We start from the raw sequence: 16,985 nt of genomic DNA on the forward strand, positions 1-16,985 counted from the left end.
ACTACACCTTACGACACCAACGGCCCCGATCGCACATCCATCACCCACCCAGGCCCCAGCTCAGGCCGCCCCGCCGCGCGCCAGCCCAGCAGGGACGCCCCGAGCATCCCGGCGTCCACCCCGAGGGCGGCCGGGATCAGCGGTGGCGCCTCGCGGAAGGCCAGGCGCTTGATCAGGCGCGTACGCACCGGGTCGAACAGGGCCGGGCCGGCTTCCGCCAGGCCGCCGCCCAGGACGATCACCGAGGGGTCCAGCAGCAGCGTGTACGTGGCCAGCGCCAGCGACAGCGCCTCCACGGCCTCGTCCCAGACCTCGATGGCGATCGGGTCGTCCGACGACACCACCTGCTCGGCCTTGACGCCGTCGAGGCCGGCCCGCTGGCTGTAGCGGCGCCCGACCGAGGCCGCCGACGCGTACGTCTCCAGGCATCCGAACTGGCCGCACGCGCACTGCTCCCCGTCCGGGAACACCGGCGTGTGGCCGATCTCGCCGGCCCAGCCGGAGGCGCCGCCGTACGGCTCGCCGCGGATGATCGAGGCGCCGGCGATGCCCGTGCCGATGGGGAGGAAGAGGAAGTCGGAGACGCCGCGGCCGGCGCCGAGGATGCTCTCGGCCAGGCCCCCCGTGCGTACGTCGTGCCCCAGCAGCACCGGGATGTCCAGGGTGGTGAAGTCGGTGGCGGGGACGTCGCGCCAGCCCAGGTTCGCCGCGTACACGGCCGAGTTCTCGGACACCAGCCCCGGCACGGCCAGCCCGACGCCGGCGGGGATGCCGTCGCCCGAGGCGGCCAGGTGGCTGATGAAGTCGGAGATCGCGGCCACGACCGCGTCCGGCCCCTCCGTGCGGGGAGTCGGGCGCCGCTCGCTCAGCAGCACCGCGCCGGACTCGCTGACCAGGCCGCCCTTCATGGACGTGCCACCGACGTCGAGCGCGACGACGAACGAACTCATTGCGGACACGATAGGAGACGATAGCGCAGCTCAGTAAATGTCCGGGAAAGGTGTGGGAGAGCGGGCGGCCTCAGCCGCTCACCAAGCCCCGAAACCCCCGGTGAGCCCCCAGTGCACCACGACGGCCCGCCGACGCCTCCTGGGGCCGCTACGCCCGCCCCAGCACCCGGTTGAGCGCCGCCTCCACCTCCGCCGACAATCCGGGCGGTGGAGCCACCGAGGCCGGGCTGAGCGTCTCCGACGAACGGGCCATCCGCACGGCCCCGCAGGACCGGCACTCCACCTCCCCCAACCGGCAGATCAGCGCCGTGGACTTGCAGGTGGCGCAGGAGTCGAGGTCGAGGTCGTGCAGCCGTTGACAGTCCGGGCAGATCAGCACCTGGGACTCGTTGCGCACCCCGCGCTGCCACGGGCTGGCACCGCGCACCGGGTCTGTCTGCCGGGCCCCGCAGCGGTAGCAGGGCATCCTTCCCTCCGAGGTCATGAAATGTCGGCGAGTGCCTTGACGTAGTCGGCGACGTCACGTGCCGAGGAGATCGGATTGACCACCGACCACCGGATCACGCCCTCGCCGTCGATGATGAAGGTCCCCCGCTGAGCGAGCCCCTTCGCCTCATCGAACACACCGTACGCCCGCGCGACCTGTCCGTGTGGCCAGAAATCAGAGAGCAGGGCAAAGGTATAACCCTCGCGATCCGCCCATGCACGGTGCGTGAACACGGAGTCCACGGACACGGTGAGCACCCGCGCCCCCTCGATCGGATGATCGCGCAGGGCGGACAGCTCACCGTGACAGATCCCGCTGAACGCCAGCGGGTAGAAGACCAGCACGACCTTCTCGCCCCGAAAGTGAGCAAGGCTCACCGGAGTGCCGTGCTGGTCCTGCAGCTCGAAATCCGGAGCCAGGGCGCCGACCTCGGCAGGATGTGCGTTCACACCAACATCCTGCCGTACGGCTGACGCTCAGGCCCCTATCGGCGGCTGCCCTTCGGCGGGACGAGCCTGGTGCCGGACCAGTCGGGTGCGGCGGAGATGCTGCTGGTCTGCGAGAGACCCGCGGTAGCGGCATCCTCCCCGATGTCGCTCGGCTCCACGTGGCCATCGCGCCCGGCCTTGGGAGTCAGCAGCCAGATCTGGCCTTCGTTGGCGAGTGCTCGCATGGCGTTGGTCAGAGCGTCGAAGAGGTCTCCGTCGCCGTCGCGCCACCACAGCAGCACCACGTCTACGACGTCGTCGCTCTCCTCGTCCAGCAGCTCGTTGCCGGTCAGGTCCTCGATGGAATCGCGAAGCTCGTCGTCGACGTCCTCGTCCCAACCGATCTCCTGCACCACCTGACCCGGCTTGAGGCCGAGTCGTTCGGCCAGGCCGCGCTCGCCCTGCGCCTGACCCGCGGTCGCGCTCACGTTTATCCCTCCTGCTTGAGTGGCCCCGCTTATGCGGTTTATCGCTTCGGCACAGTCCACACGCTGTGACCCTCAGTCGTCAACGGTCGCCACGGGTCCGGCCTGTGCCCAGGCAAAATCAATCAGACAAAAACGACAGGCGAACCTGACGTTGCGGGTTGTCGACGTTGAGGTCCACCAGCGCGATCGACTGCCACGTGCCCAGTGCCATTCGCCCGCCCAGCACGGGGATCGAGGCGTACGGCGGGATCAGGCCGGGCATGACGTGTGACCTGCCGTGGCCGCGCGAACCGTGGGCATGACGCCAGCGGTCGTCGGCCGGCAGCAGATCGCGCAGCGCGGCCAGCAGATCGTCGTCACTGCCCGAGCCGAGCTCCAGCAGGGCGACGCCCGCGGTCGCGTGCGGCACGAAAATGTGCAGCAGCCCGTCCTCACCCTGGGCACGAACGAAGTCGGCACATTCTGCCGTGATGTCGTGCACCGTCTCTCTGGAACCAGTGGCCACAGAGATGATTTCAGATCTCACAGGGAAATCTTACTTAGGCACAACGACGGCATCAGGGCCGGGAAACACCAGCCCGGTGTGCCCGTCGTCGAACCTCACCATGTACGGGGGCCCGCCGTCCATGCCCTGGACCTCCGTGATGACTCCGCTCCGGTCCCTTTCGCCAACGGTATTCCCGTGCACCAGGAGCCGGTCTCCTACCGTCGCATTCATACCTCCCACATTGGTACGCGGAATGCCGGAGGAAAAGACCGATTCATAAGTTTTGCTCCCCCTAGAGGGGGAGGAAGAAAGATGACCAGACCGTTACGCTGCGCGGATGTGGCGTTTCGGCCTGCGCGGCAAGATGGCGGCCTCGTACGTGCTGGTCACCGCGACTGCGGTGTTCCTGGTCGAGGCCGTGATCGCGGCCATCTACCTGATCCCCTGGGCCAACGCCACCGATCTGGCGGCCGTGCTGCAGGAGCAGGCGGCCAACGACACCACTGTGCTGAACCTGGAGGTGGCCAGGATCTCCACCACCCGCCCCGGCCTCTCGCCCGCCGAAGTCCTGGCCGCGGTCGCGGCGGGGACGCGGGACAGTAAGGTCGCGGACGACGCCCGGCGGCGGGCGGTCCCGGGCGAGGTCCAGCCGCGGGCGCTCCCGAGCGAGGTCCGGCCGCGGCCCGTCCCGGGCGACGACCCGCCGCGGGCGGTCCCGAGCGTGCCCCCGCCGCGGACGGACGTCCCGCCGCGGACGCTCGTGGGCGGCGCCGAGCCGCTGCACAAGCAGGGGCTGGCCATGCTGGCCGCCCTGGTGGACATGTCCGGCGCCGTCGTCGAGAGCTCGGCGCCCGCGATCTACCCCGTAGGAGGCACGCTCGACGTCTCCCCGCCGGGACTCCGGGGCGGCCCCGGCGTGGGCAGCACCAGGACGGGGCCGACGACCTGGCACTTCAGCCCGGTGCTGATCAAGTCGCCGGACGGCTCGGCGGGCTTCGACGCGATCGGGTACGTCTACGTACAGGCCCCCTCGGACGCCGCGCCCACCCCCACGGTCGGGGAGTTGCTCCCCCTGGTCGCGGCCGGCGGGCTGGCACTGGCGCTGGTGGTGCCGGTGGGGCTGGTGTTCGGGTTGCTGAGCACGCGCCGGCTGACGAGCCGGGTGCGCCGCCTGGCCGGCGTGACGACGGCGGTGGCGGCCGGCGACTTCCGCCCGCGGGTCCCGGTGGCGGGCTCCGACGAGGTGAGCACGCTCGAACGCTCGGTCAACCTCATGGCCGACCGGCTCGGCGCGGCCGTGGAGGCGGACAGGGCGACCGCGCGCGCCGAGGCCAGGCAGGCCGAGCGCGGCCGGATCGCCAGGGAGCTGCACGACTCGATCTCCCAGGACCTGTTCTCGCTGAGCCTGCTGGCCGCGGGCATGCGCCGGGCGGCGCCGGGCGGCCTGCGCGAGCAGTCCGAGGCGATGGAGCGCACGGCCGCCCGCGCGATGCGCGAGATGCAGGCGCTGCTGCTGGAGCTGCGCCCGGTGGCGCTGGAGGACGCGGGCCTGCTGCCCGCCCTGCGTGAGCTCTGTCACGCCTATGAGGAACGGCTCGGCGTCGCGGTCGAGGCGGAGCTGGACGAGGTCACGCTGCCGCCCGCCGCCGAGCACGCGGTGCTGCGCCTGGTGCAGGAGGCGGTCGGGAACGCGGTCAAGCACGCGAACCCGAGCAGGATAGAGGTACGCCTGCGCGAGCGCGACGGCGCGATCACCGTGTCGGTGTCGGACGACGGCACCGGCTTCGACCCGGCGGACGTGGCCACCAGGCACGGCATGGGGCTCAAGCTGATGCGCGAGCGGGTCACGGAGCTCGGCGGCCGGCTGGACCTCCACAGCGACGAGAGCGGTACGACGGTGACGGCGAGGCTGACATGACGATCGGCGGCGACGGGGACGGCGGGCCTGACCCGACGGCCCACGGAGACACGACGGCCCACGGAGACACGACGACCGGTGGCGACGCGCCCGGCACGACGATCCGCGTGCTCATCGTGGACGACCACCAGGTCGTCAGGCAGGGCCTGCGTTTCGTCCTGGAGCAGGAGGACGGCGTCGAGGTCGTGGGCGAGAGCGGTGACGGCGAGGGCGCGCTGCGCGCGGTGGAGCGGTGCCGGCCCGACGTGATGCTGCTCGATCTGGTGATGCCGGGGCTGGACGGCCTGGCGGTGCTGGAGCGGCTGCGCGGGCTGGAGCGGCGGCCGGCGGTGATCGTGCTGAGCTCGTTCCAGGAGGACGACAGGGTGGTGGCGGCGGTACGCGCGGGCGCGCTGTCGTACCTGTCGAAGACCTCCGCCGTCGACCGCGTGGTCGAGGCGGTGCGCGTGGCCGCGCGCGGCGGCAGCGTGCTGGAGCCGGGGGTCGCGGCACTCCTGCTGGGCCGCATGCGCCGGCCCCTCGACACGCTGACCCCGCGCGAGCGGGAGGTCCTGGTCGCCCTGGCGCGCGGCCGCTCGAACGCCGAGATCGCCAGGGACCTGCGCATGGGAAGGGAGACGGTCAAGACGCACGTCTCCAGCATCCTGGCCAAGCTCGGCGTGGCCGACCGCACCCAGGCCGCGATCTACGCGCTCCAGCAGGGGCTAGTGCCGCTCGACCAGGCACTCTAGGCCCACTCGAGGCAGGCGGGAGGCACGGCGGCTAGACTCGCCCGCCGCGGGTGAGAACCCTCTCCCGCGGGGGAGGGTAAGGCTACGGAGGCGGCATCCGGGACGCCAGGACATTCGAGCGAAATTTCGTTCGTTTTCCTGTCTTGTTAAATTGCTCCCGCGAGGTAACCTTTGGTGGCGATTCGTCCTACCATCGGTGGTCTAGGCCATCGTAGATGGCCCTGCCAGCAGGGACACTCTGGTTACTGGCTAGTAGAGATGCGTTTTCTACGGCTAGCGACCAGGATGGAAGGCGACCCAGACCAGACATCAGTCCATCTCGGAAGGCGAGACCCAGTGGCTTCCGGACGCCAGCGTTTTTCGATCATCAGCGACGGCCTACCCAGCCAGCTGCCTGATGTCGATCCCAGCGAGACCAACGAGTGGCTCGAGTCTCTCGACAACGTCGTCAAGACCGAGGGCCGCACCAGAGCCCGCTACCTGATGCTCCGCATGCTGGAGCGGGCGCGCGAGCACCAGGTCGGCGTGCCGGGCCTGCGCAGCACCGACTACATCAACACGATCCCGCCGGAGCGCGAGCCCTGGTTCCCCGGCGACGAGCATGTCGAGCGCCGCATCCGCGCCTACATCCGCTGGAACGCGGCCATCATGGTGTCCAGGGCCAACGCCCGCACCAACGTGGGCGGCCACATCGCGACCTACGCCTCGGCCGCCTCTCTCTACGAGGTCGGCTTCAACCACTTCTTCCGCGGCAAGGACCACGGGGAGTCGGGCGACCAGGTCTTCTTCCAGGGCCACGCGGCGCCGGGCATCTACGCGCGCGCCTTCCTCGAGGGCCGGCTCAACGAGGCCCAGCTCGACGCGTTCCGGCAGGAGCTGTCGCACGGCTTCCACGGCCTGCCCTCCTACCCGCACCCGCGGCTCATGCCCGACTTCTGGGAGTTCCCGACGGTCTCCATGGGCCTGGGCCCGATCGGCGCGATCTACCAGGCGCGGTTCAACCGCTACCTGCTCAACCGGCAGATCAAGGACACCAGCCGCAGCCACGTATGGGCGTTCCTCGGCGACGGCGAGATGGACGAGCCCGAGTCGCTCGGCGCGATCGGCCTGGCCGCTCGTGAGGAGCTCGACAACCTCACGTTCGTGATCAACTGCAACCTGCAGCGCCTGGACGGCCCGGTACGCGGCAACGGCAAGATCATTCAGGAGCTGGAGTCGTACTTCCGTGGCGCCGGCTGGAACGTGATCAAGGTCGTGTGGGGCCGCGACTGGGACCCGCTGCTGGCGGCCGACGTCGACGGCGTGCTGGTCAACCAGATGAACACCACGCCCGACGGCCAGTTCCAGACCTACTCGGTCGAGTCCGGCGGCTACATCCGCGACAACTTCTTCGGCTCCGACCCGCGCCTGCGCAAGATGGTCGAGCACCTGACCGACGACGACATCCGCAAGCTGTCGCGCGGCGGCCACGACTACCGCAAGGTCTACGCCGCGTTCAAGTCGGCCCGCGAGCACGTCGGCCAGCCGACGGTGATCCTCGCCCAGACCATCAAGGGCTGGACGCTGGGCAAGGACTTCGAGGCGCGCAACGCCACGCACCAGATGAAGAAGCTCACCAAGGCCGAGCTCAAGGAGTTCCGCGACCGGCTCTACCTGCCGATCCCCGACTCGGCGCTCGAAGGTGAGCTGCCTCCCTACTTCCACCCGGGCGAGAACGACCCCGAGATCCAGTACATGAAGGAGCGCCGCGCGGCGCTCGGCGGCGTGCTGCCCAAGCGGGTCATGCGCGCCAAGCCGGTCAAGCTGCCCGGCGACGAGGTCTACGGCGGCTTCGCCAAGGGCTCGGGCAAGCAGCAGGTCGCCACCACGATGGCGTTCGTGCGGCTGCTCAAGGACCTCATGCGCGACAAGGAGATCGGCCACCGGTTCGTGCCGATCATCCCCGACGAGGCCCGTACGTTCGGCCTCGACGCCATGTTCCCGACGGCCAAGATCTACTCGCCGCACGGCCAGACGTACGAGGCCGTCGACAGGGAGCTGCTGCTGTCGTACAAGGAGGCCGTGCAGGGGCAGATCCTGCACGAGGGCATCAGCGAGTCGGGTTCGATGGCCTCGGCCATCGCGGCCGGCACGGCCTACGCCACGCACGGCGAGCACATGATCCCGATCTACATCTTCTACTCGATGTTCGGGTGGCAGCGCACCGGCGACCAGATGTGGCAGATGGGCGACCAGATGGGCCGCGGCTTCCTGCTCGGCGCCACCGCGGGCCGCACCACGCTCAACGGTGAGGGCCTGCAGCACGAGGACGGCCACACCCCGCTCATCGCCTCGACGAACCCGGCCGCCGTCTCCTACGACCCGTCCTGGGCGTTCGAGGTGGCGCACATCGTCAAGGACGGCCTCCGGAGGATGTACGGCGACCAGCCGGAAGACATCTTCTACTACATGACCGTCTACAACGAGCCCTACCTGCAGCCCGCCCAGCCCGCGGACCTCGACGTGCAGGGCCTGCTCAAGGGCCTGTACAAGTTCGCCGACGGGCCGCAGACGCAGGGTCCCAAGGCCAACATCCTCTCCTCGGGCGTGGCGGGCCCGTGGGCGATGGAGGCGCAGCGCCTGCTGGCCGAGGACTGGGGCGTGTCGGCCGACGTGTGGTCGGCGACGTCGTGGTCCGAGCTGCGCCGCGACGCGCTGGCGTGCGAGGAGCACAACCTGCTCAACCCCGACGCCGAGCCGCGCGTCCCCTACGTCACCCAGGTGCTCTCGCCGGCGCAGGGGCCGTTCGTGGGCGTCAGCGACTACATGAAGGCCGTGCAGGACCAGATCGCGCAGTGGGTGCCGGGTGACTGGTCCTCGCTGGGCACCGACGGGTTCGGCCTGTCCGACACCCGCTCGGCGCTGCGCCGCCACTTCCACGTGGACGCGGCCTCGATCACGCTGGCCGTGCTGACCAGCCTGGTCAAGCGGGGTGAGCTCGACGGCGAGGTGCTGCGCGAGGCCATCGCCCGCTACCACCTCAAGAACGGCGTCACCGAGGCGGGCGGCGCGGAGAGCAACGACACCCAGTCCATGGGGGTCTGAGTCATCCGAATGAGGCGCTCCCGCGAATGAGTTTTCGCGGGAGCGCCGTCATATCCGGCCGTCCGCGCTGTTGGGCCTGTGAGGCGGCACGTTCAGGAGGGGTACGTGCCGCCTCACCCAGGTTTGGTGCAGGGTCACGTATTGTGGGCACTACTTCCCCCTGAGAGATGTGAGGGGAAGTTCGTCATGCGTCGCCTTCTAGCCGCCGCCCTGCTTCTGGCGGCCGCCGGCTGTTCCACCGCACCCGCCGAGCCGGCCACGGAGTCCACCGCCGACCCGAACAAGATCGCCTGGGGTCCCTGCACCGACATCAAGCGCCCTGACGGCGAGCCGCCGGCCAACAAGGACGCCACGGTACGGTGCGGCAAGCTCGCGGTGCCCCTCGACTACGCCAAGCCCGACGGGGACAAGCTGGACCTGGCGCTCATCAAGCTGCCGGCCACCGGCAAGGGCAAGCGGCTGGGCTCGGTGGTGTTCAACTTCGGCGGCCCCGGCGCCTCCGGCGTCGACACGCTCGACCAGGCCGCCAAGGCGCTCACGGCGCTGCGCGCCCGCTATGACCTGGTCAGCTTCGACCCGCGCGGCGTCGAGCGCAGCTCCGGCGTACGCTGCGGCGACGGCGCCGAGATGGACCGGTTCACCTCGCTGGACACGCTGCCGCCCGACGCCCAGACGCACCAGGAGGCCGCGGCGGCCAACAAGCAGTTCGCCGCGCTCTGCCAGCAGAACTCCGGCAAGATCCTGCCCTACATCGGCACCGTGAACGCCGCCCGCGACATGGACCGCATCCGCGCCGCCGTGGGCGACCCCAAGCTCAACTACGTCGGCATGTCGTACGGCACGCAGCTCGGCGGCGTCTACGCCACCCTGTTCCCCAAGACCGTGGGCCGCATGGTGCTCGACGCGCCGCTCGACCCCACGGTCACGTTCGAGCAGCGCACGCTGGCGCAGACGCGCGGCTTCCAGAAGGCGTACGAGAGCTTCCTGCGCTCCTGCGTCAAGAGCACCTGCGACGTCGGCAAGGACCAGGCCACCGCCAACGCGAACGTCGAGCGGCTGATGAACCAGCTCGCCGGCAAGCCGCTGCAGGTCAACGGGCGTGCGCTGACCCAGGGTCTGGCCTCGACCGGCGTGGCCGCCGCGCTCTACTCGGAGCTGACCTGGCCGTTCCTGGAGGAGGCGCTGAGCCAGGCGCTCAAGGGCCAGGGCGAGGCGCTGATGTACCTGGCCGACTCCTACACCGGGCGCGCCCCGGACGGCAGCTACTCCACGCAGATGACCAGCTTCCCGGCGATCACCTGCGTCGACTCCGCCGAGCGCCCCGACGAGGCCGCGCTGCGGCGCACCGAGGCGGCCGCGATGAAGATCTCGCCGCTGTTCGGCAGCGAGGGCTCCGGCGGGCTGTGCCGGGTCTGGCCGGCCAAGGGCAGCAACGAGGCACGGCACGTGGACGCCACCGGCTCCGCGCCGATCCTGGTGGTGGGCGGCAAGGGCGACCCGGCCACCCCGTACGAGTGGGCGCCCAAGCTGACGGCCCAGCTCAAGACCGCGACGCTGGTCACGTACGAGGGCGAGGGGCACGGGGCGTACCTGTCGGGCAGCAAGTGTGTCCAGGGGCTGGTGGACTCGTACCTGATCGACGGGAAGGTGCCGAGCAAGGGCACGAGTTGCCCGGCGGCCTAGTCTGGGCCGCGTGACGGACTACGAATCCCAGATCCAGACCGAGGTCGCGCGGCTGGCGGACCTCTCCGGCGACCTGTCCGTGCCGGTGCCCACGTGCCCGGGATGGACGCTCGCCGAGCTGGTCACGCACGTCGGCCAGACCCACCGCTGGGCGGTGCACGTGCTGCGCGATCAGGTCCAGGAGCGGATCTGGTCGCGGCAGGTGCCCAGCGGGCTGGCCGAGGGCCAGAGCGGCGACGCCGGCTGGCTGACGGCGGGGGCCGCCGAACTGCTGGAGACCCTGCGCGCCACCGATCCCTCGATGACGGTGTGGACGTGGGGCCCGGACGGGACGGCGTCCTGGTGGCCGCGCCGGATGCTCTTCGAGCTGGTGGTGCACCGGGCCGACGCCGAGCTCGCGCTCGGCGTCGACCCGGAGATCCCGGCGGGAACGGCGATCGACGGCATCGAGGAGTTCCTGCACAACCTGCCGTACGCCGCCTGGGTCACCCGGCCGCTGGCCGAGCTCGGCGTGGAGGGGGCCACGATCCACCTCCACGCGAGCGACACCGACGGCGAGTGGACGATCACGCAGGGCCCCGCCGGGAAGATCACCTGGACCCGCGGGCACGCCAAGGGCGACGCCGCCGTCCGGGGCCCGGTGAGCGACCTGCTGCTCCTGCTCTACGGCCGCCGCTCCCCCGAGGGGCTCACCGTGCACGGCGACCGCGCGCTGCTGGAGCGCTGGCTGGCCACGGCCGCCTTCTGACCCTGTCGTGAAGGTGTCGTGAAGGTGCCCTGGACGCGCCGCCGCTCGGCGATCGGCGGCGAGTCCAGGGCGAGGGGGTGAACCGCTCCGGGGATCTGCCCTCGGGAGCGGCCCGCTCGCCTGCCGGGGTGTTCGCGGGGAAGGCGCATGCCCCGGCCCGCGAGCGGGTGATCACCTGCGGTGGAAGACGCCGAAGACGCTGCCGGAGACGTCGTGGATGTAGGCGAAGTCGGTGCCGGCGCCGTCGTCGATCACCTTCGTGATCACCTTGCCGCCCAGCGACTCGCTCTTGGCGCAGGTCTGCTCGACGTCGGCCACCTGCACGTGGAAGATCGCGTGGCTGGGGAACTCGCCTCTGGTGTTGAAGAGCCCGCCGGCGGGCTGCTCCCCGCCCGGGTAGCCGATCATCCGGTAGTCGAGCGGGCCGTCGTCGCCACGGTCGAACGTCCAGCCGAACAGCCCGCCGTAGAAGTGCTGGGCGCCTTCGGGGTCGTCGGTCGCGACCTCGAACCAGGTCACCGTGTTGTCCATCATCGTCTCCTCTTTCTCGAACAAGACAACGATGTATCCCTATGGCGACAACCCTATGTCGGTGTTTCCGCATCATTAATCGAGCAAAGTTCCGTGTACGACCATCTCGGGCACGTCGGTGGCGAAGCCTTCGAGCGGCCGGTCGGGGCAGCGCTCGGCGGTGACGGTGGCGGCCGCGATGCGGTCGAGGCGGAAGACGCGCACGTCGTCGCGCAGCCGGCACCACGCCACGAGATACCAGAAACCGCCGCGCCCGCCCAGGAACACCCCGGGCTCCACGTCGCGCGAGGTCAGCGCGCCCTTGGCGTCGGCGTAGTCGAGCCTGAGCACGCGGCGGCGCAGCAGCGCCTCCTCGATCGCCCGCGAGATGCCCTCGCCGCCCAGCGGCCGGATCTCGCCGCCCGGCTCGGGTGGCAGGTGCACGAGCTGCACGCGCCGGGCCAGCTCCCGGGCCAGCTCGCCCTCGGGCCCCGGCATCGCGGCCACGACCTTGCGTAACGCGCTGCGCGCCTGCCGGCCGAACGGCTGGTCGCCGGCCCGGCTGAGCGCCACCGCGATGGCCACGGCCTCGGCGGGGGTGAAGTTGAGCGGGGGCAGCGACATCTTCTTGTCGATCGCGTAACCACCCTTGCGTCCCGGCTCGGCGTAGATCGGCACGCCCGACTCCTGCAGGGCGGTGATGTCGCGCTCGATCGTGCGGACGCTCACCTCGAACCGCTTGGCCAGCTCGCGGGCGGAGCGGCAGCGGGGCGAGATGGCGCGCAGGTCCTCGACTAACGCGTAGAGCCGGTCGGTACGGTTCACAGCCGAGACGCTACGCCGCGCCACCGACAATCGCGGGGCGCCCGGCAGCCCCGGGACACCCACGTAACCGCGCGGCCACAGGGGTCTCACGCTTCGGTCACTGCCCCAGGGCCCTCTGCCGGGGAGAGTACGCCGAGGCGGGCTTTCCCGCCACGCAACGACGGCCGCTTTTTCCTGACCGGGACGGGAGGTGCCGGGATCTCACCGGGCGGCGCCGATCCAGCCCAGCAGCCGGTCGAGCGGCCAGGTGTTGACGACGCGCTCGGCCTCGATCCCGCACCGGGCGGCGCGCTCGCACCCGAACCGCTGCCAGTCGAGCTGCCCGGGGGCGTGCGCGTCGGAGTCGATCGCGAACACGCACCCCATCTCGTACGCCAGCCGCATCAGCCGCTTGGGCGGGTCCAGCCGGTCCGGCCGGGAGTTGATCTCGACCGCCACCCCGAACCGCCGGCACGCCTCGAACACCAGCTCCGCCTCGAAGTCCGACTCCGGCCGCTTCACGCCGCGCTTCCCGCCGGCCTGCACCACCCGCCCGGTACAGTGGCCGAGCACGTCCACCAGCGGGTTGGCGATGGCGGTGACCATCCGGCGGGTCATGTCCTCCCCGCCCATCCGCAGCTTGGAGTGCACGCTGGCCACCACCACGTCCAGCCGCTCCAGCAGCTCGGACTCCTGGTCCAGGGAGCCGTCCAGGTTGATGTCCACCTCGATCCCGGTCAGGATCCGGAACGGCGCCAGCCGCTCGTTCAGCTTGGCCACCACCTCGAGCTGCCGCTCCAGCCGCTCGGCCGACAGCCCCTTGGCCACGGCCAGGCGCGGCGAGTGGTCGGTCAGGGCCCAGTACTGGTGCCCGAGCCCGATGGCCGCCTCCGCCATCTCCTCGATCGGCGAGCCCCCGTCCGACCAGTCGGAGTGGCTGTGCAGGTCCCCCTTGAGCGCGGCGCGCAGCTCGGCGGTCTCGGCGTCCAGCTCGATGCCGGCAGTTGCCCGCATTCTCCGCAAGTACGTCGGAACCAGCCCATCAAGGCTTTCGTTTATCACAAGGGCGGTGACCTTGCCGATGCCGGGAAGGTCGCCGAGCCCGCCACCGCGGGCCAGCCGGGCGAGCTCCTCCTCCGGCAGGTCGTCGACGACCGCGGCGGCGCGGCGGAAGGCACGCACGCGGTACGTGGGCTCGCCCGCGCGCTCGAGCAGAAAGGCGATCTCGCGCAGGGCCTCGACCGGTTCCATGCGTCCATTCATACCCAAGAGAACCGCAACCACAGGGGCATACACATTGAACGGGGACAAGGGCCACCGCTAGGCTGATCGGCCCAGGAAAGCAGGAGTTTGATGGCAAATCCGGCGCAGGCGCCCAAAGAACCGCCGCGCAAATCGTCGAAGATCGTCCCGTTGGTCGTACTCGGTGTGCTGTCGGTCATGGTGGTCGGCTACTGCGCGGCCGTGCAGGACGACGACGACGTCACCGCCGACTGCGTCGTCCGGCTGGACGACGGCACGTACGAGGTCGTGGACGAGGACTACTGCGACGACGACGGCACCAGGGTCTACTACGCGGGATCCCGGGGAGCCTACTTGTGGTACTACGGCGGGCGGAGAGTGGGCAACCGCGTCGAGGGCGGCACCACGCTGCGCCCGTCCGACACGAACATCACCAGCCGGGGCGGCAAGGAGATCCAGCGGGGCGGCTTCGGCCGCAGCTGGAGCGGCGGGAGCTGACGAGATGCGCCGCGAACACGGCACTCCCAGGAACGACTGGGAGAAGACGATCGAGAGCCAGGGGCTGGCCTACCACCGCGCCGCCCACCCGTCCGGGCTGAGCCGCCCGTACTGGGACGAGTCCGTCCACTACGTCTTCTCGATGGACGAGGTCGAGGAGCTGGAGACGCAGGTCGAGGAGCTGCACGGCATGTGCCTGCGGGCCGTCGAGCACGTGGTCTCCGCCGGGCGCTTCGCCGACTTCGCCATCCCCGAATGGGCGTGGGAGGAGGTGGCACGCTCCTGGGAGCGCCGAGACCCCTACGTGTACGCCCGCTTCGACCTGCGCTACGACGGCACCGGCCCGGCCAAGCTGCTGGAGTACAACGCCGACACGCCCACGTCGCTGGTGGAGGCGTCGGTCGTGCAGTGGTTCTGGCTGCAGGACGTCTTCCCCGACGACGACCAGTGGAACTCGCTGCACGAGCGGCTCATCGACCGCTGGCGCGAGCTGCGGCTGCCGCCCGGCCCCACGCACTTCGCGTTCACCAACGCGGACGAGACGGGCGAGGAGGCCATGACGGTCGCCTACCTCCAGGAGACCGCCGAGCAGGCGGGCCTGCAGACCGTCGCCGTGGCCATGGAGGACATCGGCTGGGACGCCCTCAACCGCCGCTTCGTCGACGTCGAGGAGCGCGCGATCCGCTCGGCGTTCAAGCTCTACCCGTGGGAGTGGATGCTGACGGACGACTTCGGGCGCCACGCCGTACGGCACGCCACGTGGATCGAGCCGCTGTGGAAGACGCTGCTGTCGAACAAGGCGCTGCTCGCCGTCCTGTGGGAGCTCGACCCGGGCCATCCGAACCTGCTGCCCGCCTACCTCGACGGCCCCCGCGACCTCACCTCCTACATCGCCAAGCCGCTGCTCGGCAGGGAGGGCGCCTCGATGCGCATCGTCACCCCGGAGGGCACCCAGGAGACGCCGGGGATCTACGGCCGGGAGGGCTACGTCTTCCAGGGCTTCGAGGCGCTACCGGCGTTCGAGGGGCAGCGGCCGGTGCTCGGCGCCTGGGTGGTCGCCGACGAGGCCGCCGGGCTGGGCATGAGGGAGACGACCGGCCTCATCACCGACGACACCTCCTCGTTCGTCCCGCATCGCATCGCTCCATGACCCGTTCCCGACACATGCTCTTCCACGAATGGAACTGACGTGACCCTTCTTGAGACCCTCGCCCGCGGCGCGGGTGCCATCGCCTCCTACGCCGCCGTCGGCGTGATCCTGATGATCGTCGGCTTCTACGTGATCGACTGGGCCACGCCCGGCAAACTGAGCGAGATCATCCGCAGCGAGCGCAACCCGAACGCCACCCTGCTCGCCACCTCCGCCCTGGCCGCCGTCGGCCTGATCGTGGCGGCCTCCATCTGGTCCTCCGGCGGCCGGCTCGCGGAGGGGCTCGCCGGCACGGCGGTGTTCGGCCTGGTCGGCATCGTGGTGCAGACGGTGGCGATGCTGGTGTTCGACCGGGTCGTCGGCATCTCCGTACGCGATCTGGTCAAGGAGCAGGAGCTGCAGCCCGGCTCGCGGCTGCTGGCGGTGACCCATGTCGCGATCGGCCTGATCACCGCCGTGGCCGTGATCTAGGACCGGCGCGAACCGCCGTTCCGGTCATCCGAAGGGACCTGGCACTCTAGGAGGCGTGACAGACCGGACCCGGGAGGACACCACGCGCAGGCTCGAGCGGGCCATGGGCTCGCTCGGCACGGCGGCGATGGCGCGCATGGACGAGCAGCTGCCGTGGTTCCGCGCGCTCAGCGCCGAGGACCGGTCGTGGGTGGGGCTCGTGGCCCAGGCCGGGATCGCGGCGTTCGTCGAGTGGTTCCAGCACGCGGGCCAGGACCGGCCCACCCCCAGCATCGAGTTCTTCGGCACCGCCCCGCGCGAGCTCAAGCGGTCCATCTCGCTCCAGCAGACCGTCGACATCGTCAGGGTCGTGGTCGAGGTGGTCGAGGCCCAGACCCACGAGCTGGCCGCCCCCGGCGGCGAGGACCAGCTCCAGCAGGCCATGTTGCGCTACACGCGCGACGTGGCCTTCGCCGCCGCCCACGTCTACGCCCGCGAGGCCGAGGCCAGGGGCTCGTGGGACGCCAGGCTGGAGGCCCTGATCGTGGACGCCCTCGTCCGCGGCGAGGTGGACGACGGCCTGCACTCCTGGGCCGCCGCGCTCGGCTGGACCTCCTCCCCCGTCGTCGTCATCGCCGGCCACGCGCCCGACGACGACCCGCGCGCGGTCATCGACGGGCTGCGCGAGAAGGGCCGCCGCATCGGCATGGACCTGCTGGCCGGGGTGCAGGCCGACCGGCTGATCGTGATCGTGGGCGGCGCCGGCAGCGTCGACGACGCGGCCAAGCAGGTGGTGGCGCGTTTCGGCGTGGGCCCCATCGTCATCGGCCCCGAGGTGCCCGACCTGCACGCCGCCGCCAGGTCCGCCAGGGCGGCGCTGGCCGGGCTGAAGGCGTCCTCCGGCTGGCCCGACGCGCCCAGGCCGGTGCACGCCGAGGACCTGCTTGCCGAGCGGGCGCTCGACGGCGACGCCGACGCCAGGGAACAACTCATCGAGAACGTCTACCTGCCGCTCGCGGGCACGCCGCTGCTGGACACGCTGGCGACGTACCTGGAGCAGGGCACCTCGCTGGAGGCGACGGCCAGGCTGCTGTTCGTGCACCCCAACACCGTGCGCTACCGCCTGAAGAAAATCACGGAGCTGACCGGATATCAGCCCACCGAGGGCAGGTCCGCCTTCACGCTGCAGGTCGGGCTCATCCTCGGCCGGCTCTCGGAGAGCGCCGTAACGTGGGGTGCCCTAACGTAATGGCGCCGAAATCCCCACTGTAGGCTTCCTACAAATCACCCAGGACAAAGTTCGTACGGATCTCCATCCGCGTGTCGG

18 protein-coding genes are annotated in these 16,985 nt (G+C 70.6%); 9 read left to right on the plus strand and 9 right to left on the minus strand.

All coding sequences use genetic code 11. From position 1 onward, the window contains the following. Positions 1–8: 8 nt before the first annotated feature. The 6 genes from ACBJ59_RS40045 to ACBJ59_RS40070 all read right to left on the minus strand — a co-directional run bounded on the left by ACBJ59_RS40045 (position 9) and on the right by ACBJ59_RS40070 (position 3,071). Positions 9–950, minus strand: coding sequence for an ROK family protein (locus tag ACBJ59_RS40045; protein ID WP_375115345.1), 942 nt, complete (start codon positions 948–950; stop codon positions 9–11). Between the two features lie 148 nt (positions 951–1,098). Beyond that, the gene (locus ACBJ59_RS40050; RefSeq protein WP_375115346.1) at positions 1,099–1,377 is read right to left on the minus strand and encodes a hypothetical protein; all 279 of its coding nucleotides are present in this window, start codon (positions 1,375–1,377) and stop codon (positions 1,099–1,101) included. Between the two features lie 53 nt (positions 1,378–1,430). After that, on the minus strand, positions 1,431–1,886 hold the full coding sequence (locus ACBJ59_RS40055) for a peroxiredoxin (RefSeq protein WP_375115347.1): 456 nt from the start codon (positions 1,884–1,886) through the stop codon (positions 1,431–1,433). Between the two features lie 35 nt (positions 1,887–1,921). Further along, the gene (locus tag ACBJ59_RS40060; RefSeq protein ID WP_364125452.1) at positions 1,922–2,353 is read right to left on the minus strand and encodes a DUF3052 domain-containing protein; all 432 of its coding nucleotides are present in this window, start codon (positions 2,351–2,353) and stop codon (positions 1,922–1,924) included. A 118-nt stretch (positions 2,354–2,471) separates the two neighbouring features. After that, complete coding sequence (locus tag ACBJ59_RS40065) at positions 2,472–2,879, minus strand: secondary thiamine-phosphate synthase enzyme YjbQ (RefSeq protein WP_375115348.1); 408 nt, start codon at positions 2,877–2,879, stop codon at positions 2,472–2,474. 9 nt (positions 2,880–2,888) lie between these two features. Next, entirely contained in the window at positions 2,889–3,071 is a 183-nt protein-coding gene (locus ACBJ59_RS40070; protein WP_364125456.1) for a DUF1918 domain-containing protein, read from the minus strand. 106 nt (positions 3,072–3,177) lie between these two features. Between ACBJ59_RS40070 and ACBJ59_RS40075 the strand changes: the two genes are divergently transcribed. From ACBJ59_RS40075 to ACBJ59_RS40095, 5 genes are all read left to right on the plus strand, one after another. After that, positions 3,178–4,758 carry an ATP-binding protein gene (locus ACBJ59_RS40075; protein ID WP_375115349.1) on the plus strand — a complete coding sequence of 527 codons (1,581 nt, stop codon included), beginning with the start codon at positions 3,178–3,180 and terminating at the stop codon, positions 4,756–4,758. Then, a complete protein-coding gene (locus ACBJ59_RS40080) occupies positions 4,755–5,489 on the plus strand; it encodes a response regulator (protein WP_375115350.1) in 735 nt (244 codons plus the stop codon). Before ACBJ59_RS40075 ends, ACBJ59_RS40080 begins: the two co-directional genes overlap by 4 nt. Before the next feature lie 336 nt (positions 5,490–5,825). Next, complete coding sequence (aceE, locus tag ACBJ59_RS40085) at positions 5,826–8,573, plus strand: pyruvate dehydrogenase (acetyl-transferring), homodimeric type (protein WP_364138439.1); 2,748 nt, start codon at positions 5,826–5,828, stop codon at positions 8,571–8,573. 186 nt (positions 8,574–8,759) lie between these two features. Then, positions 8,760–10,256: an alpha/beta hydrolase gene (locus ACBJ59_RS40090; RefSeq protein WP_375115351.1), complete on the plus strand. Its 1,497-nt coding sequence runs from the start codon at positions 8,760–8,762 to the stop codon at positions 10,254–10,256. Between the two features lie 10 nt (positions 10,257–10,266). Continuing rightward, positions 10,267–11,004 (plus strand): maleylpyruvate isomerase family mycothiol-dependent enzyme, encoded by a 738-nt coding sequence (locus ACBJ59_RS40095; RefSeq protein ID WP_375115352.1) that lies wholly within the window; start codon positions 10,267–10,269, stop codon positions 11,002–11,004. A gap of 171 nt (positions 11,005–11,175) precedes the next feature. On the opposite strand, the gene ACBJ59_RS40100 is transcribed toward ACBJ59_RS40095, so the two are convergent. The 3 genes from ACBJ59_RS40100 to ACBJ59_RS40110 all read right to left on the minus strand — a co-directional run bounded on the left by ACBJ59_RS40100 (position 11,176) and on the right by ACBJ59_RS40110 (position 13,569). After that, positions 11,176–11,559, minus strand: coding sequence for a VOC family protein (locus ACBJ59_RS40100; protein ID WP_375115353.1), 384 nt, complete (start codon positions 11,557–11,559; stop codon positions 11,176–11,178). Between the two features lie 51 nt (positions 11,560–11,610). Then, on the minus strand, positions 11,611–12,339 hold the full coding sequence (locus tag ACBJ59_RS40105; RefSeq protein WP_375115354.1) for a helix-turn-helix transcriptional regulator: 729 nt from the start codon (positions 12,337–12,339) through the stop codon (positions 11,611–11,613). Positions 12,340–12,540: 201 nt separating this feature from the next. Beyond that, positions 12,541–13,569 (minus strand): PHP domain-containing protein, encoded by a 1,029-nt coding sequence (locus tag ACBJ59_RS40110; RefSeq protein ID WP_375115355.1) that lies wholly within the window; start codon positions 13,567–13,569, stop codon positions 12,541–12,543. A 102-nt stretch (positions 13,570–13,671) separates the two neighbouring features. Here ACBJ59_RS40110 and ACBJ59_RS40115 point away from each other — a divergent pair, with 102 nt between their 5' ends. The 4 genes from ACBJ59_RS40115 (at position 13,672) to ACBJ59_RS40130 (ending at position 16,907) form a co-directional block, all read left to right on the plus strand. Further along, positions 13,672–14,058: a hypothetical protein gene (locus tag ACBJ59_RS40115; RefSeq protein ID WP_375115356.1), complete on the plus strand. Its 387-nt coding sequence runs from the start codon at positions 13,672–13,674 to the stop codon at positions 14,056–14,058. Between the two features lie 4 nt (positions 14,059–14,062). After that, positions 14,063–15,208, plus strand: a complete 1,146-nt coding sequence (locus ACBJ59_RS40120; RefSeq protein WP_375115357.1) for a glutathionylspermidine synthase family protein — start codon at positions 14,063–14,065, stop codon at positions 15,206–15,208. Positions 15,209–15,247: 39 nt separating this feature from the next. Beyond that, positions 15,248–15,679, plus strand: a complete 432-nt coding sequence (locus ACBJ59_RS40125; protein ID WP_375115358.1) for a DUF350 domain-containing protein — start codon at positions 15,248–15,250, stop codon at positions 15,677–15,679. A gap of 103 nt (positions 15,680–15,782) precedes the next feature. Next, on the plus strand, positions 15,783–16,907 hold the full coding sequence (locus ACBJ59_RS40130; protein WP_364113403.1) for a helix-turn-helix domain-containing protein: 1,125 nt from the start codon (positions 15,783–15,785) through the stop codon (positions 16,905–16,907). Positions 16,908–16,985 lie beyond the last annotated feature (78 nt).

The organism is Nonomuraea sp. MTCD27 (assembly GCF_041950495.1).
Classification (GTDB): Bacteria; Actinomycetota; Actinomycetes; order Streptosporangiales; family Streptosporangiaceae; genus Nonomuraea.

Coding starts and splice junctions, on each gene's coding strand:
- ACBJ59_RS40045 (WP_375115345.1), bottom strand. CDS start 950: ATGAGTTCGTTCGTCGTCGCGCTCGACGTCGGTGGCACGTCCATGAAG.
- ACBJ59_RS40070 (WP_364125456.1), bottom strand. CDS start 3,071: ATGAATGCGACGGTAGGAGACCGGCTCCTGGTGCACGGGAATACCGTT.
- ACBJ59_RS40075 (WP_375115349.1), top strand. CDS start 3,178: ATGTGGCGTTTCGGCCTGCGCGGCAAGATGGCGGCCTCGTACGTGCTG.
- ACBJ59_RS40080 (WP_375115350.1), top strand. CDS start 4,755: ATGACGATCGGCGGCGACGGGGACGGCGGGCCTGACCCGACGGCCCAC.
- ACBJ59_RS40090 (WP_375115351.1), top strand. CDS start 8,760: ATGCGTCGCCTTCTAGCCGCCGCCCTGCTTCTGGCGGCCGCCGGCTGT.
- ACBJ59_RS40110 (WP_375115355.1), bottom strand. CDS start 13,569: ATGGAACCGGTCGAGGCCCTGCGCGAGATCGCCTTTCTGCTCGAGCGC.
- ACBJ59_RS40115 (WP_375115356.1), top strand. CDS start 13,672: ATGGCAAATCCGGCGCAGGCGCCCAAAGAACCGCCGCGCAAATCGTCG.
- ACBJ59_RS40120 (WP_375115357.1), top strand. CDS start 14,063: ATGCGCCGCGAACACGGCACTCCCAGGAACGACTGGGAGAAGACGATC.
- ACBJ59_RS40130 (WP_364113403.1), top strand. CDS start 15,783: ATGGGCTCGCTCGGCACGGCGGCGATGGCGCGCATGGACGAGCAGCTG.